At 50.0% G+C, this 26986-nt stretch carries 20 protein-coding genes and 1 riboswitch; of the genes, 4 read left to right on the top strand and 16 right to left on the bottom strand.

The window, feature by feature from the left end; genetic code table 11:
• Positions 1–36: 36 nt before the first annotated feature.
• The 3 genes from WBL83_RS01165 to manA form a co-directional block, all read right to left on the bottom strand.
• On the bottom strand, positions 37–408 hold the full coding sequence (locus WBL83_RS01165; RefSeq protein ID WP_424587420.1) for a glyoxalase superfamily protein: 372 nt from the start codon (positions 406–408) through the stop codon (positions 37–39).
• 206 nt (positions 409–614) lie between these two features.
• Positions 615–2162: a YdgA family protein gene (locus WBL83_RS01160; RefSeq protein ID WP_424587419.1), complete on the bottom strand. Its 1548-nt coding sequence runs from the start codon at positions 2160–2162 to the stop codon at positions 615–617.
• Between the two features lie 256 nt (positions 2163–2418).
• On the bottom strand, positions 2419–3591 hold the full coding sequence (manA, locus tag WBL83_RS01155; protein WP_424587418.1) for a mannose-6-phosphate isomerase: 1173 nt from the start codon (positions 3589–3591) through the stop codon (positions 2419–2421).
• A 238-nt stretch (positions 3592–3829) separates the two neighbouring features.
• Here manA and fumA point away from each other — a divergent pair, with 238 nt between their 5' ends.
• Positions 3830–5476, top strand: coding sequence for a class I fumarate hydratase FumA (gene fumA, locus WBL83_RS01150; RefSeq protein ID WP_424587417.1), 1647 nt, complete (start codon positions 3830–3832; stop codon positions 5474–5476).
• Positions 5477–5563: 87 nt separating this feature from the next.
• Positions 5564–6961, top strand: a complete 1398-nt coding sequence (gene fumC / locus WBL83_RS01145; RefSeq protein WP_424587416.1) for a class II fumarate hydratase — start codon at positions 5564–5566, stop codon at positions 6959–6961.
• A gap of 18 nt (positions 6962–6979) precedes the next feature.
• Here the strand turns inward: fumC and tus are convergent, their stop codons facing one another.
• The 10 genes from tus to ydgH form a co-directional block, all read right to left on the bottom strand.
• A complete protein-coding gene (gene tus, locus WBL83_RS01140; RefSeq protein WP_424587415.1) occupies positions 6980–7909 on the bottom strand; it encodes a DNA replication terminus site-binding protein in 930 nt (309 codons plus the stop codon).
• A 99-nt stretch (positions 7910–8008) separates the two neighbouring features.
• Positions 8009–9325 carry a two-component system sensor histidine kinase RstB gene (gene rstB, locus WBL83_RS01135; RefSeq protein ID WP_424587414.1) on the bottom strand — a complete coding sequence of 439 codons (1317 nt, stop codon included), beginning with the start codon at positions 9323–9325 and terminating at the stop codon, positions 8009–8011.
• A gap of 184 nt (positions 9326–9509) precedes the next feature.
• Complete coding sequence (locus tag WBL83_RS01130) at positions 9510–11639, bottom strand: EAL domain-containing protein (protein WP_424587413.1); 2130 nt, start codon at positions 11637–11639, stop codon at positions 9510–9512.
• A 483-nt stretch (positions 11640–12122) separates the two neighbouring features.
• Entirely contained in the window at positions 12123–12851 is a 729-nt protein-coding gene (gene rstA, locus WBL83_RS01125) for a two-component system response regulator RstA (protein WP_424587412.1), read from the bottom strand.
• A gap of 74 nt (positions 12852–12925) precedes the next feature.
• Positions 12926–13651: a dihydromonapterin reductase gene (gene folM, locus WBL83_RS01120; RefSeq protein ID WP_424587411.1), complete on the bottom strand. Its 726-nt coding sequence runs from the start codon at positions 13649–13651 to the stop codon at positions 12926–12928.
• A 43-nt stretch (positions 13652–13694) separates the two neighbouring features.
• Positions 13695–15077 (bottom strand): amino acid permease, encoded by a 1383-nt coding sequence (locus WBL83_RS01115; RefSeq protein ID WP_424587410.1) that lies wholly within the window; start codon positions 15075–15077, stop codon positions 13695–13697.
• Positions 15078–15323: 246 nt separating this feature from the next.
• The gene (locus WBL83_RS01110) at positions 15324–16373 is read right to left on the bottom strand and encodes a magnesium transporter (protein WP_424587409.1); all 1050 of its coding nucleotides are present in this window, start codon (positions 16371–16373) and stop codon (positions 15324–15326) included.
• 72 nt (positions 16374–16445) lie between these two features.
• Positions 16446–16619, bottom strand: a riboswitch (M-box (ykoK) riboswitch).
• A gap of 157 nt (positions 16620–16776) precedes the next feature.
• Positions 16777–18282, bottom strand: coding sequence for an MFS transporter (locus WBL83_RS01105; RefSeq protein WP_424587408.1), 1506 nt, complete (start codon positions 18280–18282; stop codon positions 16777–16779).
• A gap of 201 nt (positions 18283–18483) precedes the next feature.
• Positions 18484–19563: a YncE family protein gene (locus WBL83_RS01100; protein ID WP_424587407.1), complete on the bottom strand. Its 1080-nt coding sequence runs from the start codon at positions 19561–19563 to the stop codon at positions 18484–18486.
• Between the two features lie 286 nt (positions 19564–19849).
• Entirely contained in the window at positions 19850–20794 is a 945-nt protein-coding gene (gene ydgH / locus WBL83_RS01095) for a DUF1471 family protein YdgH (RefSeq protein ID WP_424587406.1), read from the bottom strand.
• Positions 20795–21350: 556 nt separating this feature from the next.
• Here ydgH and pntA point away from each other — a divergent pair.
• The gene (gene pntA, locus WBL83_RS01090) at positions 21351–22880 is read left to right on the top strand and encodes a Re/Si-specific NAD(P)(+) transhydrogenase subunit alpha (protein WP_424587405.1); all 1530 of its coding nucleotides are present in this window, start codon (positions 21351–21353) and stop codon (positions 22878–22880) included.
• A 10-nt stretch (positions 22881–22890) separates the two neighbouring features.
• Entirely contained in the window at positions 22891–24279 is a 1389-nt protein-coding gene (pntB, locus tag WBL83_RS01085; protein ID WP_424587404.1) for a Re/Si-specific NAD(P)(+) transhydrogenase subunit beta, read from the top strand.
• A gap of 117 nt (positions 24280–24396) precedes the next feature.
• Here pntB and uspE read toward each other — a convergent pair whose 3' ends face one another.
• The 3 genes from uspE to ogt all read right to left on the bottom strand — a co-directional run bounded on the left by uspE (position 24397) and on the right by ogt (position 26980).
• Complete coding sequence (gene uspE, locus WBL83_RS01080; protein WP_424587403.1) at positions 24397–25347, bottom strand: universal stress protein UspE; 951 nt, start codon at positions 25345–25347, stop codon at positions 24397–24399.
• A 136-nt stretch (positions 25348–25483) separates the two neighbouring features.
• Positions 25484–26236, bottom strand: a complete 753-nt coding sequence (fnr, locus tag WBL83_RS01075) for a fumarate/nitrate reduction transcriptional regulator Fnr (RefSeq protein WP_183271596.1) — start codon at positions 26234–26236, stop codon at positions 25484–25486.
• A gap of 228 nt (positions 26237–26464) precedes the next feature.
• Positions 26465–26980, bottom strand: a complete 516-nt coding sequence (gene ogt / locus WBL83_RS01070) for a methylated-DNA--[protein]-cysteine S-methyltransferase (RefSeq protein WP_424587402.1) — start codon at positions 26978–26980, stop codon at positions 26465–26467.
• Positions 26981–26986 lie beyond the last annotated feature (6 nt).

Raw genomic sequence — 26986 nt, 5'->3', positions numbered from 1 at the left:
AAAAGCCCCCTTGATAGACAAAGGGGCTTTAAGTATTCATTCACTCTCGCAGAATCGTAACCGGTTGCTAAAGGGATCATAGACTTCCATCACTTTCCCCCAATCTTGCTGAACAATTTCCGGGCGGCCATATCCGTATTGCTTCTGGTGCAATTCATCCCTGAATAACTCGATGTTCTGCACAGGGATAAATATCGTTGCTCCTGGGCTCGCATCGCCATGATGTTCAGAAAGATGTAACTGCAAACCGTTTCTGGCAATGCCCATATACAGCGGTAAACCGGGTTCGAAGCGGTGCTCAAATTCAATGCTGAACGACAGAAAATCCAGGTAGAATTCACGCGCTTTTCGTTCGTCGAAAATACGCAGGATGGGGATGGATTTAGTGAAAGAGACGGTAGATAACATCTATTCTCCGGTCATCAAGGTGATACGTCGTGATAGACGAAAAAGCCTCCCAAGGGATAACGCCGTTCACTTAAGCCAATGAATTAGGGGAAACGCCGGGATTTGGTTCCCGGAGGGACGCCAAACCCGGTGGTCGCCCCGGAAATCTGGTTCTTAAACTAACGGCGTTATCCCGAAGGAGGCTTTTAACATACTTTAAATCAATATTACTGCTGCGGTACTGCAGGCACAGCAGGCACAGCAGGTGCTTCCAGTTCCGGTGCTGGAGCCGCTTGTGAGTCCAGGCCTGGCATGCCGAACATACCCACCAGATCACCTAGCGCCATTTTCTGTCCGTTAAGCGTCACCTGGCCATTCGAATATTGCAGGCTGGAAACCACGTTATTATCTTCCATTGTGGTCACACGGAACATTTGCCCCATCGCGGCCAGGCCTTTGATTTGCTGGTCGGCAAGTTTAGCGGCTTCGGCAGGCTGGTAGCCTTCAAGCTGTGCTACCTGCGTCATAAGCTGGGTTGCCATATCCACTGGGATCACAAGCTTGCTATCCAGCGATTTCACCACACGGTTCAGCTGCTCTTCCGGCGTGGTTGGCTCAGTGGTCGTCAGCGCCGGGTCTTTCAGGAACAGTGACAGGTTAAAGCTACTTTCACCTTTTGCATTTTTCCAGCTCAGCGGTGCCACGGTAATCACCGGATCGCCTTTTAATAGCAATGGAAGATTAGCAGCAAACAGTTCGACAATTTTCTGCTGATAAGCTTCTGGATCCTGCGCAGTTGCTGGGTCTGCCAGCAGTTTTTGCGACTCAGCATTGTACTTTTTGCTGAACTCCTGAACCGCTGCGCCATCGAGGTTGCCGATTTTGATGGTCAGTTTGCCGCTGCCAATATCCTGACTCTGCACTTTAAGGGAGTCCAGGGTGTAATCGATTTGGCCGGAAAGATGTTTTTTATCTTCCTGCAATTCAGATTTGGCATTGATATTGAAGCCTTCAATAACCGCCATCTCTTTGCCTTCAACGGAGATGGCAAGTTTCTCGATAGACGCTTTCTGGCTACCAATACGCTCGATGAATTCGCTACGGCTGCTATCACCTTCGGTTTTGATGCCGTTAAAGGTCATCTGCACATGCTGGCCATATTCATTGGTGGTGTTGACCAGCCCGCTTTGCGCTTCACCGCTGACAGAAATCTTGTCACCTTTGCCATCGACATCGGCTTTGAAGTGACCACCGCTGAAGGCCACTTTCTCATCACCTTTCACGTAGTTCAGCGGCAGCAAATCGATATCGGAAGAGGTATCACCGCTATAGCCGATACGCGTTTGCGCATCGATAAACGACTGGCCTTTAGTAATATCAAACAAAGGCTTAGTGGTCGGGTTATTCACAAGCGTGGTATGAACTGATGCCATGGACGGCAGCAGATTGAATTTTTTTAACTGTGCGAACGGGAAAGGACCGTGATCAATCGTTTCATTGAAAACGATGCTTTGATCAGGCTTAAGAAGAGCACTGGTCATTCCCGCGGTTGGTTTGATGACCAACTGCATTGAACTGTGGAACAGACCACGATGATAGTCCTGGTAGCTTAGCGTTAAACCCGCTTCAGGCGAGGCTTTATTCAATTCGGCGTTAGCGTTACCCACCATCTCAGCCATGCGGCCTTCAAGCTGTTTACCGGTGTACCAGGCCGTGCCAGTCCACACCACACCCAGAGCTACAATGACACCTACAGCAACCAGTGATTTTTTCATTCTGTCGTCGTCCATATAAAGTGCGTCTGCCGGTAGTCCTCCGGCAGACGATTGAAATGCCGTACACCCGTCGCCCTTCAAGCAGCAGGGTTGCTGGCTGCTCTCACTTACCCGAATCACTTACCTGAGTAAGCTCATGGGGATTCATTCGCTTGCCGCCTACCTGCATCTTGAAGATGCTCGGGTGTCGCATTTAAGAAACGTGTCCATTAAAGCTTAGCAATGTATCTGTAAAAGATCAGTAAGTTACTTACACTCAGATTTTAGAATAGACGCGTGCTACACGGCCGACGCCGCTGATAGAGACCGGTGATTCTTCCGCAGAGATAAATGCAGATTCACCTGGCTTCAACACCAGTTGTTGCTGATCTTTACTCAATACCGCTTCGCCTTCGGTACAGAACACAATAGCCGCACTGGTTTGTACAAGCCTGGTTTGTTGAGCGCTGAGATCGTGCAAAGAGAACGCGAAATCATCAACCGGAATAGGGAAGTCTAGCTCGCCTGTCAGTTTCACGGGTTGGGTCAGCAATTCAGCCGCCGGTTTAGGTTCAAACTTCACATTGGCGACCAGCTCGGGGATGTCGATGTATTTTGGCGTCAGACCGGCGCGTAACACGTTATCGGAGTTGGCCATCACTTCCAGCGCCACCCCTTTCAGGTAAGCGTGCGGGGTCTCGGCGAACAGGAACATCGCTTCACCCGGCTCGAGTTTCACCACGTTTAGCAGCAGCGGCGAGAACAAACCGCTGTCGTCCGGATAGAACTCAGAAATGACGCGAATGGTTTCCCATGGTTCACCCTGCTGGTTGTTCAGTGCGGCTTTTAATACGCCCAGCGCAAGGGATTTCTCATCACCTTTCATGTTCAGCAAGCTGGCGAAAAGTTTCGACAAACGTTCAGCATCGGGCTCTTGCAGGAAATGAGCGATAGCAGGATGCGCACCTGAAACAGGTTGCAGCAGTGAAACGATGTCGGAAAATTCGCGGAACGCATTCATGGCGAGGAACGGCGTTAACGCGAATACCAGCTCGGGTTTATGGTTTGGATCTTTATAGTTACGCTCGGCTGCGTCTAAGGGGATGCCCGCCGCGTTCTCTTTGGCAAAGCCAATTTCAGAGGCTTTTTTGTTTGGGTGAACCTGAATGGAAAGAGGTTGATCGGCACACAGCACTTTGAAGAGGAACGGTAACTCACCGAAACGCTCTGCAACGGCCTTGCCCAATAGTGCGGGCTTGTTTGCATCAATCACATCACGCAGTGAACGCGGTTGGTCATTTTCAAGAATTTTTGAGCTGCTTTTCGGGTGTGCGCCCATCCACAGCTCTGCCATGGGCAGGTTTTGCGGATTTTGCACGCCATAAAGTTCCGTTAACGCAGTTTTACTTCCCCATGCATAGTTTTGCACTGAGTTGATGAGTTTTTGCATTATCAAGCCCTGTAGTAATGAGATAAAGTTCCGGCTATTAAACCAATTATCTGAGATGAAGTAACCAGGGGATCAAAAAGTCGTATTAGTCTCAGTTTTTGTTAAAAATTTGTGTACGATGTTATACCCGTTATGTTTCAAGCCGCAGGGATGTTGGCTGCGCTCCCAACCCGCAACTTGAAATCTATAGGGTCTAAGGATCAAAACGATAATTATTGATGTCGTAAGTGAGAGAACAATGTCGAATAAAGCCTTTCATTATCAAGAGCCGTTCCCGTTAAAAAAAGACGAAACTGAATACTACTTGCTCAGCAGTGATTACGTTTCAGTGTCAGAGTTTGAAGGGCAGGAAGTCCTGAAAGTTGACCCCAAAGCCCTCACGTTACTGACCCAACACGCCTTCCACGATGCCTCTTTCATGTTGCGCCCGGCCCATCAACAGCAAGTGGCCGATATCCTCAGTGATCCTGAAGCCAGCGAAAACGATAAGTACGTCGCGCTGCAATTTCTGCGCAACTCCGAAATCGCTGCGAAAGGCATTCTGCCGACCTGCCAGGACACCGGCACGGCAATCATTATGGGTAAAAAAGGTCAGCGTGTCTGGACCGGCGGCGGTGATGAAGAAGCGCTTTCTCGCGGCGTCTACAACACCTTTATCGAAGATAACCTGCGCTACTCACAAAACGCCGCGTTGGACATGTATAAAGAGGTCAACACCGGCACCAACTTGCCAGCGCAAATCGACCTGTACAGCGTCGACGGTGCCGAGTACAAATTCCTCTGCATCGCCAAAGGCGGCGGTTCAGCAAACAAAACTTACCTGTATCAGGAAACCAAGGCGCTGCTAAGCCCAGGCCGCCTGAAAGATTATCTGGTCGAGAAAATGCGTAGCCTCGGTACCGCCGCATGTCCGCCGTACCATGTCGCGTTTGTGATTGGCGGGACTTCAGCTGAAGCTACGCTCAAAACGGTCAAACTAGCGTCCACCAAATATTACGACGGGCTACCAACCGAAGGTAACGAACACGGCCAGGCGTTCCGCGATGTGCAGCTTGAAGAAGAGTTGCTGAAGGAAGCGCAGAATCTGGGACTGGGTGCGCAGTTTGGTGGCAAATATTTCGCCCACGATATTCGCGTTGTGCGTTTGCCGCGCCACGGGGCGTCATGCCCGGTAGGTATGGGCGTCTCGTGCTCCGCTGACCGCAACATTAAAGCGAAGATCAACCGTGACGGTATCTGGATTGAGAAACTCGAGCATAACCCTGGCAAATATATTCCGCAGGAGCTGCGCCAGGCGGGGGAAGGTGAGGCGATTAAAGTCGACCTGAATCGCCCGATGAGTGAAATCTTAAAACAGTTGTCGCAATACCCTGTTTCTACTCGTCTTTCGTTAAGCGGCACGATTATTGTGGCACGTGACATCGCCCACGCTAAACTCAAAGAGCGTATCGACAACGGCGAAGGCTTGCCGCAATACATCAAGGATCATCCGGTGTATTACGCAGGTCCGGCCAAAACCCCAGACGGTTATGCATCAGGCTCATTAGGGCCAACAACCGCAGGGCGTATGGATTCCTATGTCGATCTGCTGCAAGCCAATGGCGGCAGTATGGTGATGCTGGCGAAAGGTAACCGTAGCCAACAAGTGACCGATGCCTGCCACAAACACGGTGGTTTCTATCTGGGTAGTATCGGCGGCCCGGCGGCAGTTCTGGCGCAACAAAGCATCAAGAGCCTGACCTGTGTCGAATACGCTGAACTGGGGATGGAAGCTATCTGGAAAATCGAAGTCGAAGACTTCCCGGCGTTTATTCTGGTCGATGACAAGGGCAATGACTTCTTCCAGAAAATACACGCCTCGCAATGTACGCGATGCGTGAAGTAACTCTCTCAAACCGCCCATAAGGGCGGTTTTTTTTATCCTCCTTCATCGAATTATTTTGGAGGACGGCTCAAATCTAAGGAGAAAGAAATGGCAACCGTTCGTAGTGAAAAAGACTCAATGGGCCCAATTGACGTCCCGGCAGATAAATTGTGGGGCGCACAAACCCAGCGTTCTCTTGAGCACTTCCGCATTTCCACAGAGAAAATGCCGACAGCACTGATCCACGCACTGGCGTTAACCAAGCGGGCTGCGGCGCAGGTGAACATGGATCTCGGCTTGCTGGAACCCACCCGAGGGAAAGCCATTATCGAGGCGGCCGATGAAGTGCTGGCAGGCCAACATCCCGACGAGTTCCCGCTCGCCATCTGGCAAACAGGCTCTGGGACTCAGAGCAACATGAATATGAACGAAGTACTGGCAAATCGTGCCAGCGAAATTCTTGGCGGCGTGCGCGGGATGGAACGCAAAGTTCATCCCAACGACGACGTGAATAAGAGTCAAAGTTCCAATGACGTCTTTCCCACAGCGATGCATGTTGCGGCAGTCATTGCGGTACGCGAACAGCTTATCCCGCAATTAAATGTGCTAAAAGCGACGTTACAATCCAGGGCTGAGGCTTTCCGCGACATCGTCAAGATTGGCCGTACCCATTTGCAGGATGCGACACCGTTAACTCTCGGCCAGGAGATTTCCGGCTGGGTGGCGATGCTTGAACATAACCTCAAACATATCGACAACAGTTTGCCGCACGTGGCAGAACTGGCATTAGGCGGGACGGCAGTGGGAACCGGGCTGAATACCCATCCTGAATACGCGGTACGCGTCGCAAAAGAACTGGCTGAGGTAACGCGCCAACCGTTTATCACTGCGCCGAATAAATTTGAAGCGCTGGCAACTTGCGATGCGCTGGTTCACTCCCATGGTGCATTAAAAGGGCTGGCGGCATCGTTAATGAAAATTGCCAACGATGTGCGTTGGTTATCCTCAGGGCCGCGTTGCGGGATTGGCGAGATCGCTATTCCTGAAAACGAACCCGGCAGCTCAATCATGCCCGGAAAGGTCAACCCTACCCAGTGTGAAGCGATGACCATGCTGTGTTGCCAGGTGATGGGCAATGATGTTGCGGTCAATATGGGTGGTGCTTCCGGTAACTTTGAGCTTAACGTTTATCGCCCGATGGTAATTCATAACTTCCTTCAATCGGTGCGTTTGTTGGCTGACGGCATGGAAAGCTTCAACGAGCATTGCGCGGTGGGAATCGAACCGAATCGTGACCGGATTACGCAATTACTCAATGAATCGCTGATGTTGGTGACGGCGCTTAACACACATATCGGCTACGACAAGGCCGCAGAAATCGCCAAAAAAGCCCATAAAGAAGGGCTGACGTTGAAGGCGTCAGCCTTAAAACTGGGTTATCTCACCGAAGACGAATTTGATGCCTGGGTGCGCCCGGAAGAGATGGTCGGCAGCATGAAACAGTAAGCGTTATCGCGCCTGCTTCTATTCTTCGCAATACAGATGCAGGCGCGGGATCACCAGCCGCAAGGGTTGCGCATCCGGCTTATAGCGATGGCGAATATTATCCGCATCATAATTCAGTAACTCCCCAATATCTGGCAGCGTCTCGCCGTTGTCGGGATTACACAATACGATCAGCGGCGAAGGGCAGGCATGTTGCACCTGTTTTTTGCGTGCCTGATACCAGGCGCGAGCCACAGGCTGTACCTTGACGGGGCGCTTAATTTTCAGACGCGTATAATCCGACAAACGGCTGATATCATTGAGTTCTCGCGTAATTTGTTCCGCCCATTGATCGCGAGTATACGGAGGCACGGCGCGGTTCGCTTTCAGGCTCTTTTCAAGGATGTCGATAACTTCACGCTTCGAATAGTTCTTGATGATTTGCTTATTCGCCCAGCCAAAATTGAGCGTGGTTGGGTTATCAAGCCACGTAATAGTGCGATAAGCGTTGAGCGTGATTAGCCCTGGAAGCTGGCGATGCACCCATTCAAAACGTTGCACGCTGGCTAAACCTGACTCCACACTGACAATGTTTTCAAACTCTTGTTTGCGCAGATTAATGCGCTCAATCAGAGCCAGCGTTTGCTCGCGCTCTGTCTCATCAACCTGATAACAAACAGCCCCAGGCAAGCGGACAGCGGCTTTGCTACTGGTTTTCTCCGACTGCTGCTGGATAAACAATCGTGTGTAGTGGGAAAGGGTGGCCTGATGGGCCGCTCGACTCAGTAACTGCGTGACTTCTATTTTGCTGACGGCATCATGCTCCTTCCCTTTCTCCACGGTCGGCAAGGTGAACACACGGCCAACCAATAGTCGGTAACTGTCGAGTTGCTCACGAAGCTGATGTAAATCGCGCTCAAGCTCGCGGAAGGTACTGTTCAGGCGCTCAATCAAATCATATTTTGCCATTCTGTCACCCATTAGTTACAACATACTTATTGATTTATAACACAGGGAAACAAACCTGACCATCGGCGTTGTGATGGTCAGGCAGGGGAAAATGGATTTTTAGCGGCGAGGTGTGACGGATGCTAATGCTAAAGGGGATTCAGTTTTGATTGGCCAGCTAAAACGGAAGCGCGCGCCACCCAGTGCGCCACTATCCACACCCACCGAACCTTCCATCGCTGTCGCGACAGAATGAACGATCGCAAGTCCTAATCCGCATCCGCCAGTGGCACGGTCACGGCTAGGGTCGAGGCGAACGAACGGTTCAAATACCCGCTCACGCTCTTCGGCTGGAATGCCCGGGCCATCGTCCTCAACTTGCAAAATCGCGGTTTTGTTGTCGAGCCACAGACTGATTCGCAACTTCTCCTTGCTGTAACGCAGCGCGTTATTGACCAGATTGTCGGTCACACGCTCCATCAGGCGCAGATCAATCAACCCAAAATTACCCGCTGACGGGGTATCGAGCTGAATATCGAGCTGAGGATGAATGATTCTCACATCAGCGATATGTTCGTCGAGCCAGCGAGGGACATCCACACTGGCCAGTTGCAACTCGGTTTGTGGGCGGTCGAGGCGGGCGTAAGTCAGCAGCTCTTCAATCAACGCTTCGAGCTGACCAATATCACGGTTTAGCGCCAGCGATTCGGCTTCCGTCAGGTTGTCGCTCATCTCGAGGCGATAACGCAGGCGCACCAGCGGCGTTCGCAACTCATGAGCGATGCCGTCAATTAGCAGCTTCTTACTGGCAATTTGCGCGTTGATGCTGTCAGCCATCTGATTAAATGCCACGCCTAATCGCTCAAAACTTGAAGCACTGTCGAAATGGATACGCTCATCAAGATGCCCTGTGCCTAATCTTTGCGCTGCCGTTTCCAGTTTCAGCATGTCCTTCCAGTGCGGGCGCATCCAGATAAAGACCGGGAAGGCGAGGGAGATCGCGATAAACGCCATCAGCGCGACATCCAGCAAACGCATTTGATGCAAGAAGAAGAGATAGGGAATCGGACCGACGGCCAAAACATAATGGCTGCGCGGGATCCGCTGGATAAAGGTGTATTCATCGTCGAGGGCGACAATTTCCCCATCGCGCAAATGGCGCATGGTCATTTCATCGAGCCTGAATTTGTCTATCGGCTCGATGTGTAGCTTAAACGACAAGTTAAGGTCGAGGTCTTTGATGGTGCGGTTCCAGTCGCGCGGTGGGATTTCTCGCAACTCGCTGCGCATCAAATACAGCGAGCTTTTCATTAAATCATCCAGCGACTGACGGCCAGCACGCTCGGCGGTGAATTTGTACACCAGGCCAACCAGCATGGTCATTACCAGGAAGCAGACGAACAGCAAGAGATAGAACTGAATAAATAACTTTTTCAACGAAAATCACCGGCTTATCAGTTGGTTGTAGCAGCATCCTGCAAAACAGGATCGCTATGGGGACAAGCGCGACGTCGTGGTAGCGTCTTCATGCCCCATCTGGCTGGCTATGTAAGCAGGGTTTGTCCCTGCTTACAATATCTGGCATGCAGAAGTCAGGAATATCCCTGGTGAAAGGAGGGCGCTACCCCGCAACGGTAATCGGTTGAAGAGTGTGAACGGATTGCGGGCGAGGTTCCTTCAGCAACGGGCAAACCGCATTTCCCGGTAGCGGGCGATAGAAGAGAAAACCCTGACACAACTCGATTCCGGCCTTTTGCACCAGTTCTAATTCATCCTGAGTTTCCACACCCTCAATCAGGATTTCACACTGAATCACCGCGCATAATTTCACGACCTGTTGCAGGAAACTAAATCCGTCCGGTTTAGCTAAACCCAGCACCATGGAACGGTCGAGTTTGATTTTATCCAGCGGGTAGCGTGTCAGATAATGCAGCGTTGAGTATCCGGAGCCAAAGTCATCCAGGGCAATCTTGATCCCCAGACCGCGCAGTTCTTCCAGCACGTCAGCAACCCGAACCGGATCCTGAACCTTTTGTGATTCGGTTATCTCAAACTCCAGGCTCCAGCCAGCCGGCAGGGGAGTCGCCATCACCTTGCGAACTACGCTGAGCAGCCGATAGTCGATCAGCGTCTGAGGTGAAATATTCACTGATAGCGTCATTGCTTCGCTGTCTGACATATGCTCGCGAACATAATCCAGGGCATGTTCCATCACCCAGAAATCAATCTCCGGCATCATGCCGGTCTGCTCATAGTATTTCAGAAATACAGGTGGAGTGATTTTCCCGGAGTCGCTTTGGTGGCGGATCAGCACTTCAAGGGCGACAATTTTGTTATCCGCAATCCGTACCTGTGGCTGGAAATAGAGGATGAATTGCCCACTGGTTTGCAGCTTCTCAATTTGCCGCTGGGCCTCTAAATGGCTGTTGTGCTCAACAACATGGGTGTAATTTGGCACCATCTCGAAGTCAGCCGGAGGATTGACTTTCATCTCACCCGTCAGCAAATCCGGGTTAGTGTTTGCAGCTACAGACTGGCTGAACGAGCTTTTGACGAACGGGCGATAAATAACCACCCCAAGGACGAGCAGCAGCAGATAAAGTATGACGGCGCTGATTGAATGGCCGCTGGCTAACCACACTTTAAGTGGACCCGGTGTTGACCAACTGACGATTTCGGAAATGCGCGGGATGAAATCCATCCAGGTCGCGCCGTATGCCAACAAATAGGCCATTAACGGCGTCAGAACAAAGGGAATAATCATTACCGGATTGAGGACAATCGGGAAGCCAAAAATCAGTGGTTCATTGATATTAAACAGCGCCATCGGGGCGGCGATACTCAGTAAGCGTCGGTGCAGACTCTTTTTCTGCATTAAAATACAGATAATCAGGCTGAGCGTATTTCCGGTACCGCCAGAATTACACCACATGTCATAGAACACAGGGCTGAGAATATTGAGCGCGCTATGTCCCGCATGCCATTCGCTGATGTTAACTTTTGCCGCAGCATTAAACGCGACATCAATGTCCATAAATAGATAATAACCGTGCAGGCCAAAGAACCAGGGCACGCTGCGCAATAAGACATACGAAATGCCGTGTAAAAAATCGGTCGGATAAAAATAGACTGACAAAGAGCTAAAGAAATGCATCGCATTTGCGACATAAATATCAGCACCTAATTTTATGATGCTGCTAAAGAGGGCGATAATTCCCAGCGTGGCAAAAAAGGAGATTACCGTAACGTTATTGTTATCATTCCATTTACGGATTTTGAGCAGCTTTTTACTGACGATCTCCTGCAACACATTGCCGATGAGTCCTGATGCCAGCGCCATGGGAATACTGATGTCGAGGTAAAACTGGGCATTATCATCCAGTATGCGACGGAAAATCATCAGAGTACTGATGCTAAGGGCAATACAGTAAATTTGGGAACTACGATTTCTCACAGCCCAGTGCACGGCGATATAGATGTTCATCACCAGCGGTGCCAGGGCCAAAAAACCGATCTGCAACTGCATGAACCAAACGGCGGCGTGGTTAAATCCCGCAGTGTCACAGATTACCGAAGCCGTGATCACAAGCCCTCGTACAATCGAAATCGGAACGATAGCCATGGTGCTGGCGATAATGGCATTGGCATAGCGATTGTTTAATAACTTGACCTGGCTGTTATTTAAACGACGCAGAATGTTGTTGTGAAGCCACTCTTTTATCACAAAATTACCTAAAGCAATTAAGCTCATTAAGGGTTGTTTTTAAGCAAGTCACTGAGTTTTGAAACCCATATTTTGGTTTTAAAGGCGGTACTGAAATTGTCTATTTTTCTACATGTATTTAAGTTATCAATGTCCAAAATAAAGCATTTAATAGTCTTTTTTAATTATTGTTAATAACATGCCTACAACAAATAAAAGAGTTGTATCAATAATGGTGTTGTCTTGTTTTTATAAAGCACAGCCTGGTAACAAAATAAACGCACTAAAATAATAAACTCACTCTTTTTATGAAATATTAATCTGTGTTTTTAAGGGTGAGATTATTTGTAGTGGAATCTATCATAACGCACGTGATTGTTTCTATAGTCCGTGGGACTTAATTAATCGATCCTGTGTTGGGAAGAAAAATATGCAGGACGCGAATTCGGCATAAGCAGTGTCATTTCCGAAAACGCGTCGTTGACTCAATAGGTGATGAGTTCAAAAGTGAAGCATTTCACCTTCACAAGCTTAGGCTTCACTCTCCCAGGCGTGAGGAGCGAACAGGTAACCTTTGTTGCGCACGGTTTTTATTCTGAAAGGCTCAGTGGCGCTGTCATAGAGTTTCTTTCTCAAGCGAGAAATCGCCACATCCACGCTGCGATCTAACCCGTCGTATGTCACGCCGCGCAGGTTTTTGAGCAATGCATCGCGGTCCATGATTTGTCCTGCATGGGTAGCCAGTTCCCACAGCAAATCGAAATCCGCTGTTGAGAGCGTAATGGTTTCGCTCCCCAAAGTGACCTGCCGATTTACCGGGTCGATGCACAATGTGCCAAAGCGCATCGCTTTGTGAGGTTTAAGCGCATTGGTGCTGCTTTCGACGGTTTGTTGTGCAGAAACGCGCTGGCGCAGATGTAGACGAAGACGTGCGAGCAGAACGGCAGGCGGGGTGGTTTTAAGAATATAATCGTTAGCCCCCATCTCGAGCGACAAAATATGGTTCATATCGCTGTCCAGAGAGGTGAGTAAGACAATCGGGCCATCCCACTGCGGGCGCAAATCACGGCACAACGTCATGCCATCTTTACCCGGCAGCATCACATCGAGCAGCACGAGGTCCGGACGATGTTGCGCAATAGTCGCTTCCGCACAATCTCCACGGCTTTCGACGATAACGTCAATGTCATGTTTGCCGAGGTAAGCGGCAATCAACGCTCCTACTTCCGGATCGTCTTCTACGTATACGATTTTGTTCATGGCCAGCACATCAAATAAAAAGAAAAACATACCCTGGTTGCAGCGCTAACACCATATATGAGGGATAAACAGATTCACCGAAGCGGGCGGCCGCCATCAACGGCATGGGTTCGGCCGGTGACGTATTGGCTACTGAACAGATAATCGACCAGTGCAATAATCTCTTGCTCGCCAGGCGCGATTTTCATCAGTGATTTGTTGAGCGCATCTTTCCGATACTGAACATCGTCATGCTCGTTGAACATAATCATCGCGGGGGCAATAGCATTGACTTTAACTTCAGGAGCCAGCTTTCGGGCAAATGAGCGTGTCATATTATCCAGCGCGGCCTTACTGGCAGCATAGGCAATATGTTTATCGCTGCCGCGTTCGACCACATAATCGGTGAAGTGAATGATATCGGCACTGGCATGGCCGTGCCCGCGCAACAAAGGCTCTAGGTAATGATTGAGCAGATAGGGCGCATTAACGTGAATCTGCAGCATCGCCGTCAGAGTGTCAGCAGGTGAGAGTGCCGGTGACTCGGGAAGCCAGGCGCTGGCATTATGCAAAACTGCCCGCAGACCGCTGCACTGTTGTTTCACGGCATTCGCAAACTGCTCAATACCGTCATTGGTCGAGAAGTCCCCGAACAAACAAATCGCACCCGCTTGCTCAAGCGCATCTACCGCCGCATAACGCGTACGGTAGCTGATGATCACCGGTTGCTGTCTATCCAGAAAATGTTGAGCCAAAGCCAGACCAATTCGTTTACCCGCTCCGGTAATCAGAACTGGACGTGCGGATGTTGCTATTTCCATTTGTGGCTCCTTTTTCTGACCTGTTTTGCGACGATGAAATGCGTTACTTCACCAGCATCCACGTAGCCGGAAACGCAGCCACCAGCATCAGGGCAATCACTGATTTTTCTCTCAGATTCAGCCCAATCTCATGCGTATGAGTGCTGCGCGTGTACATAAAGACTAATAAACCAGGCGCATACAGTACCACTGAAAGCAGTAAATGCATCGGACCCGACGCATAAAGTAACCACAAGCCATAAATGCAGGCACCCAGGCCAATCGCCTTATGCAGCGGACGGGTGGAGATTTTCAGTAAATAGGCACCGACCAGGAAATAGGGCACCAGAATCATTTCTGAAGCGATGGTCAACAGAGTGTTGTAATCCGACCCGGTCAACCAAATCAACACCAGGCAAATTTGTACGCTGATATTGGTGAGCCACAGTGACGCAGAGGGCGCATTGTTTTTGTTCTGACGAGCGAAAATTTTCGGGAAGGCTTTGTGAGTGGCGGCGAGGAAAGGCACTTCGGCGGCCATAATCGTCCAGCTTAAGTATGCACCGCACACCGAAACAATCAGCCCGGCGGCGATAATGACTTCACCCCATGGGCCCATCATTTCAACCATCAAACCGGCCATCGACGGGTTACGCATCCCGGCAAGTTCTGGACGTGCAATGACACCCAGAGAAAGCAACGTCACCAGCAGATAAACGCCTAACGCGGCAATCACTGCCAGCAACGTGGCGCGACCGACATCATTTTTATTGCGCGCACGAGCAGAAACCACCACGGCACCTTCAACACCGATAAATACCCACAGTGTAATCAGCATGGTGTTTTTGACCTGTTCCCATACCGGAACGCCCAGTGCAATCCCACTGAAATCGAGGCTAAAGGTTGAGAGTTTGAAGGCCATCGCCGCCAGTACCACAAACAGACCTAATGGCAGAAGCTTCGCCAGGGTGGCGACAAGGTTAATGCTGGCAGCCGTTTGTACACCACGCAGTACAAGGAAGTGCACCATCCACAGCAATACTGAAGCACCCACAATCGACTGCCAGGTATTGCCATCACCAAACAGGCGTAATTCTGGCGTATCGGTGAAGAAACTCAGCGCCGAGAAGACGATAACTAAATATGAAACGTTGGCGATAACGGCACAAAGCCAGTAGCCCCATGCTGAAAAGAAACCGATCAGCTCACCGAAACCTTCGCGTGCATAAGTGAAAATCCCGCCATCAAGGTCGGGACGCAAACGGGTCAACACCAACATGGCCAGTGCCAGCAGTAAAATGCCTGCACCCGTAATGGCCCAGCCGATCAGCAATGCTGCCGGACTTGCCACGCTCGCCATGTTTTGCGGCAGGCTAAATACACCAGCACCGAGCATTGAACTCAAAACCAAGGCAGTTAACGCTGCGAGGCCAAGCTTCTTTTCCATTACAGTCCTGTAAAATTCACAATAGAGACAGAATAATTATTATGCTTTTCTGCATAAAAATGGTGAGTAACACTAAGGCGCGGGATTTTACGGAGAGTAAGCGCTGCTTGCAATGGCATGAACCACAAAATGCGCGGGGAATTAAATTCTGTGAGGTAAAAAAATGTTCACAGCCAGGTGAGGTGACTGACTGCGGGTCTTACCAGACCCATCGGTTTTTGATGGGCCTGGAATCAAAAGTCAGAATTAGAAGGCGAGTTCGGTCATCATGACTTTGGCAATTTCGAAATAAATCACCAGTCCGGTGCCGTCGATAAGTGTGGCAATAAACGGCGCTGAAACAACCGCCGGATCAACATTCACTCTGCGCAACAGCATGGGAATAATCGACGAAACGATAGCGCTCCAGACGGTAATCGCAATCAGGCTAAGACTGACCACCATCATGACTTCCATACCCACGCCCAACATCCACGCGCGGAAGAATCCTGCGGTACCGATGGTGATAGCAATCAGCACCGATGCGGATATTTCTTTGCGCAAAATAGCGCCGATATCTTTTAATCCCACTTCGCCTAATGCCATGGCACGCACGATGGTCGAAGTAATTTGCGTGCCGGTATTTCCGCCGGTACCGATTAATAGCGGAATAAAGAACGCCAGTGAAATAGCCGCTTCCAGTTGCGCTTCAAATGACTTTAATACCGTGCTGGTATAAGCCTCCGCCACAAAGAGTAACAGTAGCCAGACCGATCTTTTACGCCACAACATAAACACGCTGTTTTGCATGTAAGGTATTTCAAGTGGAGATGAAGCGCTCTGGAGCTGCACATCCAGCGTATTTTCATCTTCCATCAGACGGGCAATTTCCTCAGGTCCCAGCACGCCAATGACTTTACCGTCGTTTAAGACAGGGACGTAGTTTGAGCCCGATTTTTTGATACGGATGACGGTCTCGTGTTTGGAATGGTCAGGTTTAATAGAAAAATAAACTCTCCGGAGCAGGTCGCTAACAAACGTATTGTTATCGGCCTGGAGAAGCTTCTTCGCGGATACCAGTCCGAGCAGATAACCTTCGCCATCCACAACGAATATTTGCGGCGGGATCTGGTCATTTTTGATCCCGGCAAAAAAGAGTTCACGGGCTTTCTCTATCGTAATGCCTGGCGCGATAGAAATATAATCCTGACTCATATAAGAAAGGATGCCGTTATTTTGTTCTGACGGATTGTTTCCTTTAGAGAGCGTCAGATCGTGTGCGCCAGATTGCGCGGTGATGTTATTTGAAAAGGTCATAAATAGTCCCCGATTACTGTTTTAAAATATAAACAGTCCTCATATGGGGCGAAGCAAGATATGAGAGTGCTGACGCTATCTCCATGTCTCGGTTTTAGCACTGTACAACGTATCCCCATAGAAATGAGGAAGTTACTTTGGGTTACACCTTGACTCGATGTAACCTGTCCTAATCTTGGGCGTCTCTCGACGTCGTCAGATCAGCAACCTATGTTTGTACAGGAGCCTCGCCTAACGAGATACTGCAAGTCTTCCGTGAAATAGAATAATACGATTGTTGTGTGCTGAATATAAAATAAAACAAGCTGTTGATGATTTATTTAGTAAATGAATTTCCACACCAGGAAAGTTTGAGGGAAATAACTTAAATAAAGCCACTCCCCCAGAGTGGTTATTGTGTCGTTTAGTTATTTACCCTATTGCTTACCTTTTTTGTCAATGGTCGTAATGCATATTTCAGCACCAGCAAAGTCACCGCAACCAGTACCGTCGCGCTAATCATTACGATGAGATAAGCCTGGTCGAAGGCGTTTTTCGCCAGCTCAGTCAGCAACACCTCTTTGCCATCTGCCAGTGTGCCGGCAATTCGGAGTGCTTCATCAAGGCTATCGTAAGCGCCATTTCCGCTAACCAGACCTGGCGGCAGCACCAGATTCATGCTGTAAACGGCGGTCATCAGACCTCCTAATAAAGTGACGCCGAGCACGCCGCCCATCTCCCATGAAACATCTTCAATGGCAGCGACCATACCCGCTTTCTCTTCAGGTGCGTTGAGCATAATCGACGTTGATGCTGCGGTTACTGTGGTGCCGAGGCCAAAGCCAATAATAAACAGGGCGGCGAGTTGTGCGGAAAGAGTGCTGCCCCACATCATTGCCAGCCCGGCCATGCCCAGAACCATAAAGAATAATCCACCCAACATTAACCGTGCACCGCCCAGGCGCGGCAACATCATTCCTGCTACCGGAGAGGCAAGGGCAGAAGCGACTGGGATCGGTAAAATAGTCAGCCCGGCTAATAGTGGCGTCAGACCAAGGACCAGTTGCAGGCGTTGAGTCAGCACCAGCTCAATACCGGTGAGAGCGATCATAGAAACGATCGCCACACAGATTCCGCTGGCAAACTGGCGATTACGGAACAGAGAAAAATCCAGCATAGGGTGCTTTGAACGCTGCTGCCGTCTGACAAATAAGCCAAGGAACACCGCGCCGATAAACGCTGAACCCGCGACAATCAGCCACGAGGCATCCATTTTGCTTAGCTCTTTGAGCGCATAAATCACGCCGACCAGACCCATCATAATCTGCACCGAGCCGATAACGTCAAACGGTCTGTCAGGATTCCCGTGATCGCGGGGGATCAGCGTCCAGGCAAATAGCATCACCGCCACAACTACGGGGACGTTGATCAGGAAAACGGAGCCCCACCAGAAATACTCCAGCAACACGCCGCCGACAACCGGTCCAAGTGCTGCGGCACCGGAAGCTACCGCCGACCAGATACCAATGGCCAGCGCACGTTCGCGCTCATCAATAAAAACATGCCGCACGATGGCAAGTGTTGCGGGCATCATCATCGTGGCTCCGAGTGCCAGGAATACGCGTGAAGCAATCAGAAATTCAGCCGTTGGTGAATAAGCGGCACATAATGAAGCCGCTCCAAAGACCGGCAATCCAGCCATAAACATCGACTTATGACCAAAGCGGTCACTTAGCATACCGGCACCCGGCAGCAAACCGGCTACCACTAGTGGATAGGCATTCACGATCCACAGCTTCTGAGATGCTGTGGCATCGAGCGCCTGGGTGAGCCGTGGGAGCGCCGTGTATAAAACGGTCATATCAATAATTATCAGGAACAGCGTACTGGTGAGGATCGCCAGTATCAGCCAGCGATTTTGGACGTACATGAGAAATGCCTCTACAAACGGAAAATGATTTTGAGCAACCGCTCAAGCGTGCAAAATACTTGAGCAGCCGCTCAAAATCAAGGGCTGAGGAGGAGTGGTTTAGGGAGCGTTGAGTTTTGTTAGCCCGGTATTTCTCTTGTGCGGGGGGGTTACAGGCGGCGTGAGAGCGTTGAAAAAATGGCCCACAAGTGGGCCAAAAGGTTATTTTTTGAGGTCGATTCGTACGATGCTGTCCGGACCATTCGTCGAATGATCTTTGTTGAAGGGTTGCTTGACGGTGACGTAGAGAACTTGCCCATCTTCAGAAAGCAGCAGGCTGTTAGGATTCGGTTTTAAATCCCAGGATTTCTTCACCGCATAAGTGGTGCCATCCAGGCTCAATAACTTACCGGACTCGCGCTGAGTGATATAAATCTCATTGCGTTTTGCGTTGAATTTCACTGACAGAGAGTCGCCTACTGGCAGTTGCTTAATCACTTCTCCGCTACGGATGTTCAGTACCAGAGTGGTTTTCGCTTTTGAATTATCTGTGACAAACAAACGGCCCGTCGCGCTGTCTTCTGCAATATTGAGCAGCAATGCCGGTTTTTCACCCAGCGGTTTCCAGCGCTTTTCGATTTTATTTGTTTTCGGGTTAATCACCAGAATCTCACCGCCACCATTTGCTGCGTAAATACGATCGGTGGTCTGAGAATAATGCAGACCGGTCATCCATTTACCGGTATTTTTGATACGGGTTTTGAGCTTCATACTTTCAGCATCAACGACCCAAATTTGCGCGGGGTCAGCCACCGCACCGATGTAGAGCAGACCGTTATGCAGCAGTACTTCACGTGCACCGTAAGGGAAGCCTTCTTTGTTGCGCTCGTTAAATAAAATACGTGATTTCACCTTGCCATCAGCAGTATTTACCGCACTCACACCGCCATCCAGCGAGTTGGTCACATAAACAATCTGGCCATCTGGCGCAATCGCCATACCGAAGTTTTTCAGGTCAGTGTGGCTTGCGCCCACGGTTTTCAGTGTGGTGGGATCCAGCTTGTAGATAACTCCGCCTTGCACATCTTTAAAGCCTTCCGCACTGGCGACATACAGCACGTCACCCTTCGGACCGAGCGCCATTTCGTAAAGTCCGGCAGCTAAATCACGCTGTGTGATGTCGGTGGCGGCGGTTTTTTGCGTAACAGGGGGAGTAACGGAAGTTTGCGAGGTTTGTTGAGTTGCGCAGCCGCTCAATGCGACAGTCAGAAACAGCGCAACTGCTGAGAATTTCATTTTCATCAGGAAAATCCTTTACCATTCAAATCATTCAGGGTGGCTCTTTCGGTTTACAGGCCCGATAAGATTGACGACGCCACGGAATATCTCAGTGTTTCCCTGTGAGCGAATTTCACATCATGCAGGATAGTCCCTGTCAGACCCGCCAATAACAAAGAGAATGAGAACTATACTCATTAACATTTCGTAATCAAGCGTAAATGACTGAATGGATGAAAATTATCGGGGATTTAGCGATAAAAAAAAGGGCACCAGGTGCCCTTTCCAGAAATTATCGCGGGGTGACAGATTACTTATACAGGTCCGCACTAACTGTCAGGTTACCACCACGTTCATCCCATTGACGGGTGATGTGATAGTACTTCGCGCCTTTCTTCGCGGCACGCTTCGCAACCTGGTAAGAAACCTCAGTGCTGCTGGAGAAGTGGCCGGTGAATTTCACGCTATCAAACGGAACCATCTGCGCTGCAGTCACTTTATTCACTTCTTCGATTTTTGTACCGTCTGGCAGCGTTACAGTGTAACGACCACCTTTTGTTGTTTGTGTTTCGAAGAAACGGCCAACATCAGAAGTTGGGGAGCTGGTTGTTGCAACACCTGGGATCTCAACTTTGGCTGCTGCCGCGCCGCCTGCAGCCAGAGCTGCTTTACCGGCTTCGGAGTTAGCAGGAATCGCATCAGCGCTTTGCAGTACACGCTTCTTAGCATCTTTTTTATAGATGAACGCGGTAATGCGCTGGTTGCCACCGGAGTTGGTATCGATTTGACGCACGATGAAGAACGAATCTGCACCTTTTTCTTTCGCCACACGCGTAATGGCATCGTTAACTTCAGGCTGACTACGATAAAAACCCTGAATGGTCACGGTATCGAAAGGCTCCAGAGCATATGCTGTATCTTTCGGTAACTCGGTCACGCCATTAATTACGCGGTAATTCTTTTCCTCAGCTTTAGGGGCGTCAGAATGATAAACATCTGCAACCACACGCCAGTTACCGCTGCTGCCAGTATCGTTTGTGTCCAATACGTAGAAAGATGCCGCACCCATTTTATCCGCACGTTTAGAAACGGAATTCACCGCTTCACCAATCGAGTTAAAACGGCCAGTGATGGTAATGCGATCAAAAGGTTTAAGAGCAGCAGCTTGATCTGGAGTCAGTTCCGTTGCTGCCTGAGCGGACAGCGTAGTAAGGGAAATGAGTGCTGACGCCAGAAGGGTGGTCTTGAGCTTCATAAAAATAGTCCTTCGCCTTGCGCAAAATGAATACAAATACCGCATTCTCTGAGGGTTACCTGTTAGTCGCCGATTATGGCATTGAAACACCGCAACTGTCTGCGGCATTTTTCACTCTACAAACGTTGATAACAGATATTTTCCATAACGAAAATTTATATGTTAATAAAAGCGTGCTTTGACCACTAAAAGCGGTAAAGCTTACAACTTAATTAGTTAATACAATGTTAAATGTGCAATTTGCGATGGTTCAGAATCGTGAATTGCAGTGCTGTTTAAGCGGATTATCAGGTCTCACAGATGAAAGTCAGTCAAAAAGAGCTGTCTGAGGAGCTGAACGCTAATCTTTTACGATAATGATACAAATACTGAGATCCTGATCTAGATCACAGGCGTTATTTTCAGTAGGTTATAAAAAGTTTGTTACAGATGTATTTTCATTGAACGGGTAACGGAAATGACGATTGCCTTGTGTACTCAACGGGCAACGTGTCTGAATTGCCATGGCAATGTCTGACAAACCATCAACAAAAAATATCAGATGGAAGGGAATACTATGCGTATTGGGGTACCAAAAGAGCGGTGGGCGGGAGAATCCCGCGTAGCAGCCACGCCAAAAACTGTGGAGCAATTGCTGAAGCTTGGCTTCACCGTTGCAGTCGAGAGTGGCGCGGGCAGCCTCGCAAGCTTTGATGACGAAGCGTTCGTAAAGGCTGGCGCAACCATTTCAGACACCGCTGACGTTTGGCAGTCTGACGTGGTTCTGAAAGTGAATGCACCGCAGGACAGCGAAATCGAACTGCTGCGTGCAGGTTCTACGCTGGTGAGTTTTATCTGGCCGGCGCAAAATCCTGAACTGCTCGAAAAACTGGCTGCCAAAAACGTCACCGTTATGGCGATGGATTCCGTGCCGCGTATTTCTCGTGCGCAATCGCTCGATGCCCTGAGCTCCATGGCAAACATTGCAGGTTATCGTGCAATTGTCGAAGCCGCACATGAATTTGGGCGTTTCTTTACCGGGCAAATTACTGCTGCCGGTAAAGTGCCGCCGGCTAAAGTGATGGTTATCGGTGCGGGTGTTGCGGGTCTTGCCGCGATTGGTGCGGCGAACAGCCTGGGCGCTATCGTCCGTGCATTCGACACCCGTCCGGAAGTTAAAGAACAAGTGCAAAGTATGGGCGCTGAGTTCCTGGAACTGGACTTCAAAGAAGAAGCGGGCAGCGGCGATGGCTATGCGAAAGTCATGTCTGAAGCATTCATCAAAGCCGAAATGGAGCTCTTCGCGGCGCAAGCCAAAGAAGTCGACATTATCGTCACTACTGCTCTTATCCCTGGCAAACCGGCACCCAAACTCATCACCCGTGAAATGGTTGATTCCATGCAACCGGGTAGCGTGATTGTCGATTTGGCGGCGCAAAATGGCGGTAACTGCGAATACACGGTCGCGGACAAAGTGACTGTCACGCCAAACGGGGTAAAAGTTATCGGTTACACCGATTTACCGGGCCGTCTGCCAACCCAGTCATCCCAGCTTTACGGCACCAACCTGGTTAACTTGCTTAAACTGCTCTGCAAAGAGAAAGATGGCAATACCGTGGTGGATTTCGAAGACGTCGTGATTCGTGGCGTCACGGTTATTCGCGATGGCGAAGTGACCTGGCCGGCACCTCCGATTCAGGTTTCAGCACAGCCTCAGGCTGCTGCCAAACCTGCTGCTGCACCGGTTGAAGAGAAGAAACCTGCATCCCCATGGCGCAAATATGCGTTTATGGCACTGGCGATTATTCTGTTCGGCTGGCTTGCAGATGTTGCACCGAAAGAGTTCCTCAGCCACTTCACCGTGTTCGCACTAGCGTGCGTGGTCGGTTACTACGTAGTGTGGAACGTTTCTCATGCACTGCATACACCACTGATGTCGGTAACCAACGCCATCTCAGGCATTATCGTGGTCGGCGCATTACTGCAAATTGGTCATGGTGGCTGGGTTAGCTTCCTGAGCTTTATTGCGGTGCTGATTGCCAGTATCAACATTTTTGGTGGTTTCACCGTCACTCAGCGCATGCTGAAAATGTTCCGGAAGAACTAAGGGGTAACACATGTCTGGTGGATTAGTTACAGCAGCATACATTGTTGCCGCAATTCTGTTTATTTTCAGCCTGGCGGGGCTGTCAAAACACGAAACATCTAAACAAGGCAACTTGTTCGGTATGGCCGGTATGGCCATTGCGCTGGTCGCGACCATCTTCGGGCCTGAAACCGGCAACGTGGTATGGATTATCGTCGCCATGGTGATTGGTGGTGCCATCGGTATTCACCTTGCCAAAAAAGTTGAAATGACTGAAATGCCGGAGCTGGTGGCAATCCTGCACAGCTTCGTGGGTCTGGCGGCGGTTCTGGTGGGCTTCAACAGCTACCTTGATCACGCGCCAGGTCTTGAGCCGGTGATGGAAAACATCCATTTAACGGAAGTGTTTCTCGGCATCTTCATCGGTGCTGTGACCTTCACAGGTTCTATCGTGGCGTTTGGTAAACTGCGCGGCAAAATTTCCTCCAAGCCGTTGATGCTGCCAAATCGTCATAAATTGAATCTGGCCGCGCTGGTGATTTCCTTCGCCATGCTGATTATCTTCGTGCGTACCGAAAGTGTTGGCCTGCAGGTTCTGGCGTTGCTGGTGATGACCATCATTGCATTGGTTGTTGGCTGGCATCTGGTAGCGTCGATTGGTGGCGCAGACATGCCGGTTGTGGTTTCCATGCTGAACTCCTACTCCGGTTGGGCGGCAGCGGCAGCGGGCTTTATGCTCAGCAACGACCTGCTGATTGTCACTGGTGCGCTGGTGGGTTCTTCAGGTGCGATCCTGTCTTACATCATGTGTAAGGCGATGAACCGCTCCTTTATCAGCGTTATTGCTGGTGGCTTCGGCACCGACGGTTCTTCTACCGGTGAAGGCGAAGAAGTGGGCGAGCACCGTGAAATCACGGCGGAAGATACCGCTGACATGCTGAAAAACTCGACGTCTGTGATCATCACTCCAGGATACGGCATGGCGGTGGCTCAGGCACAATATCCAGTGGCTGAAATCACTGAGAAATTGCGCGCTCGTGGCATCAAAGTTCGCTTTGGTATCCACCCGGTTGCCGGACGTTTGCCAGGCCACATGAACGTTCTGTTGGCTGAAGCCCGTGTTCCGTACGACGTGGTGCTTGAGATGGACGAAATTAACGATGACTTCGCAGATACCGACACCGTTCTGGTTATCGGTGCCAATGACACCGTTAACCCGGCAGCACTTGAAGATCCACGCAGTCCAATCGCCGGCATGCCTGTACTGGAAGTGTGGAAGGCGCAGAACGTTATCGTGTTCAAGCGCTCAATGAATACCGGTTACGCTGGGGTGCAAAACCCGCTGTTCTTTAAAGAGAACACGCACATGCTGTTTGGCGATGCGAAAGCGACCGTTGAAGCTATCCTTAAAGCGCTCTGATTTTTAACGAGCCGTTTGCTAAAACCGCCTTTCGGGGCGGTTTTTCTTTGCTGAATGGTGGGTAAAAAAAAGCCCGTCGCACTGAAGTGAACGGGCTTTTATTATTTATCCGAAATGCTAATCGTCTTCGTCGTCATCCATTTCTACCGGAGTCTGGTAATCATCAGGTTTGATGACCAGCAAATCACAGCGTAAATGGTCAATAACTTGTTCAGCCGTATTACCGAGGAAAGCCGCCGATAGACCTGTGCGTCCTACCGTACCCAGCACCACGATACCGGCTTGCAGATGCTCAGCGAGGTCAGGAATCACCTCTTCGGGCAACCCTTTCTCGACGTGAGTCATTTTCTCATCAATACCAAATTTCTGGCGCAACGCTTTCATTGCCACCAGATGCTGACCGCGAATGGCATCGTTATAAACACTCGGGTCAAAATCAGGAAGTTCGATAGCGATATTAATCGGGGTAATCGGGTAGGCGCCTACGAGGTGGACTTCGGTGTGGTTAACATCGTCGGCAAGACGAATCGTCTCTTTCACCAGCTTCTCATTAAGGGCGTTGTGATATTGCTCCTCACTCGCCAGATTCACCGCGACCACTGCCCGGCCACCTTCAGGCCATGGTTTTTCGTTAACCATCCACACCGGGCTTGGGCACTTACGCAGCAAATGCCAGTCAGTTGGAGTGAAAATCACCGCTTCCAGTTTGTCGTGCTGATGCGTCATTTTGAGCACCAGGTCATGTCCGCCGCTGATCACTTCCTGGATAATCGCCTCGAACGGTCGATTATGCCATACCACTTTGATCTCAATGGGGACGCCCGAATCGATGTAATACTGGGCTTGTTCTTTAATCCAGGCTGCACGCTGGCTAATTACGCCTTTGCGCATAGCAGTGCGCTCATCTGGCGACAGAAGGGTGGTCATCTCGTAGGAAAAATCATAGATAGGCAGAAATGCTTTGATCCTGCCACCAATCCGTTGATGCAAGTAAACAGCACGCCGCAGGGCGGGTTGATCGTCCTGATTGGGATCTATAGCGACTAGCATGTTTTGATACTTTGCCATACAGGTCTCCTTACAACTGCTTAACCACAGTCTGTTAAGTAAGATTAACCTATATGTGTAGAATGAAACAGGTGATAACCCATTGCCGGATCAATAAATCAGGAAAATTTAGAGATCCGACTCAGGGAAGCAGAAATCAGGCTACGTTGCGCGATTGACCAGCGAGTTGTGCAAGAATTTCGCTATTTTCGATAGTAATGTACTTACCTTTCACCGCCAGCATGCCACTTTTCTGGAAGCGACCCAGCAGACGACTGATGGTTTCAACGGTCAGGCCCAGGTAGTTACCGATGTCACCGCGCGTCATGGTCAAACGGAATTCACGAGGTGAGAAACCGCGCTGAGCGAAGCGACGTGACAGGTTATAGATGAATGCCGCCAGACGCTCTTCCGCATTCTTTTTGGAAAGCAGCAGGATCATATCCTGGTCGCCCTTAATCTCGCCGCTCATCAAACGCATCATCTGCTGGCGCAGGTTTGGCATTTTACCGGACAGATCATCAAGGGTTTCGAATGGGATTTCGCAGACCATGGCGGTTTCGAGCGCTTGCGCGAAACTTGGATGTGTTGCGGTCCCGATTGCGTCAAAGCCCACCAAATCACCGGCCAAATGGAAGCCTGTAATCTGCTCGTCACCTTGTTCAGTGATGGTGTAGCTTTTAATGGTCCCTGAACGAATCGCGTACAGCGACTTCAGCTCATCACCTGCCTTAAACAGGGTTTGTCCCTTCTGAATAGGCTTCTTACGCTCGATAATATTATCAAGCTGATCAAGCTCATGTTCATTCAGTGTGAAGGGGATGCATAATTGGCTGATGCTGCAATCCTGGCAATGGATAGCACAACCGCCAGACTGAATGCGTCGAATAATTCGCTTTTCAGGGATCATAGATATGCTCGGGCCGTTATTGATATTGGTCAATTTTAACATCTTTTTGTTGGGCACGTAAGTATGATGAAAGCGCAATCAGAATATTATGGCTATAAAGACCAGGGATATAGACATATCCTATTGAAAATAATGCAACAATCTATAAGTGCGCATTATTCATGTTCGAATAAAGAACAATGTCCTGCGCATGATTCCCTTAAGCAGCATTTCCTAAAGAATCGTCTCCTAAAGAAGCAAATACCCTTCGTGACGCAATAACCACTCTTTGCGGCTCACTCCACCGGCATAACCTGTCATGGTGCCATTACGCCCAATAACACGATGGCAGGGCACCACCACACTGACAGGGTTAGAGCCATTGGCCGCACCGACAGCCCGGGCAGCGCCTGGCCTGCCAAGTTGCTCGGCTAACTGCCCGTAATGCATCACCTGGCCGCATGGGATGGTGCGAAGCGTTTGCCACACTTCCCGTTGGAACGCCGTACCAGCCGTAGCGGTTGGCAGCGTTTCAATTACCGCCAAATCCCCGTCAAAATAGTCGCGCAACTTGTCGCTCAGACCATCAGGATTAGGACACGCCACGCGCTGATAGCCGCTGACACCATAATGAAGACCGAGTAACTGAACCATTCTTTCGCTATGTTCTTCCCATTCCACCGCTCGCAAATGGTAAAGCTCGTCACAAATGACCCAAAGAGGCCCTAATGGGGTAACGATTTTGTCTTCTAACAGTGTCAGCATTCTGTG

Source organism: Buttiauxella sp. (assembly GCF_049686335.1).
GTDB lineage: Bacteria > Pseudomonadota > Gammaproteobacteria > Enterobacterales > Enterobacteriaceae > Buttiauxella.
Note: the sequence above shows the minus strand (reverse complement) of the source record. Positions and strands in the feature narration are given on the sequence as shown.

Bases quoted from the DNA above. Each gene is read 5' to 3' on its own strand.
- manA (WP_424587418.1), bottom strand. From the start codon at position 3,591: ATGCAAAAACTCATCAACTCAGTGCAAAACTATGCATGGGGAAGTAAA.
- WBL83_RS01165 (WP_424587420.1), bottom strand. From the start codon at position 408: ATGTTATCTACCGTCTCTTTCACTAAATCCATCCCCATCCTGCGTATT.
- tus (WP_424587415.1), bottom strand. From the start codon at position 7,909: ATGGCAAAATATGATTTGATTGAGCGCCTGAACAGTACCTTCCGCGAG.
- WBL83_RS01100 (WP_424587407.1), bottom strand. From the start codon at position 19,563: ATGAAAATGAAATTCTCAGCAGTTGCGCTGTTTCTGACTGTCGCATTG.
- fnr (WP_183271596.1), bottom strand. From the start codon at position 26,236: ATGATCCCTGAAAAGCGAATTATTCGACGCATTCAGTCTGGCGGTTGT.
- ydgH (WP_424587406.1), bottom strand. From the start codon at position 20,794: ATGAAGCTCAAGACCACCCTTCTGGCGTCAGCACTCATTTCCCTTACT.
- WBL83_RS01160 (WP_424587419.1), bottom strand. From the start codon at position 2,162: ATGAAAAAATCACTGGTTGCTGTAGGTGTCATTGTAGCTCTGGGTGTG.
- pntB (WP_424587404.1), top strand. From the start codon at position 22,891: ATGTCTGGTGGATTAGTTACAGCAGCATACATTGTTGCCGCAATTCTG.
- rstA (WP_424587412.1), bottom strand. From the start codon at position 12,851: ATGAACAAAATCGTATACGTAGAAGACGATCCGGAAGTAGGAGCGTTG.
- fumC (WP_424587416.1), top strand. From the start codon at position 5,564: ATGGCAACCGTTCGTAGTGAAAAAGACTCAATGGGCCCAATTGACGTC.
- folM (WP_424587411.1), bottom strand. From the start codon at position 13,651: ATGGAAATAGCAACATCCGCACGTCCAGTTCTGATTACCGGAGCGGGT.
- WBL83_RS01115 (WP_424587410.1), bottom strand. From the start codon at position 15,077: ATGGAAAAGAAGCTTGGCCTCGCAGCGTTAACTGCCTTGGTTTTGAGT.
- WBL83_RS01130 (WP_424587413.1), bottom strand. From the start codon at position 11,639: ATGAGCTTAATTGCTTTAGGTAATTTTGTGATAAAAGAGTGGCTTCAC.
- pntA (WP_424587405.1), top strand. From the start codon at position 21,351: ATGCGTATTGGGGTACCAAAAGAGCGGTGGGCGGGAGAATCCCGCGTA.
- WBL83_RS01105 (WP_424587408.1), bottom strand. From the start codon at position 18,282: ATGTACGTCCAAAATCGCTGGCTGATACTGGCGATCCTCACCAGTACG.
- fumA (WP_424587417.1), top strand. From the start codon at position 3,830: ATGTCGAATAAAGCCTTTCATTATCAAGAGCCGTTCCCGTTAAAAAAA.
- WBL83_RS01110 (WP_424587409.1), bottom strand. From the start codon at position 16,373: ATGACCTTTTCAAATAACATCACCGCGCAATCTGGCGCACACGATCTG.
- uspE (WP_424587403.1), bottom strand. From the start codon at position 25,347: ATGGCAAAGTATCAAAACATGCTAGTCGCTATAGATCCCAATCAGGAC.
- ogt (WP_424587402.1), bottom strand. From the start codon at position 26,980: ATGCTGACACTGTTAGAAGACAAAATCGTTACCCCATTAGGGCCTCTT.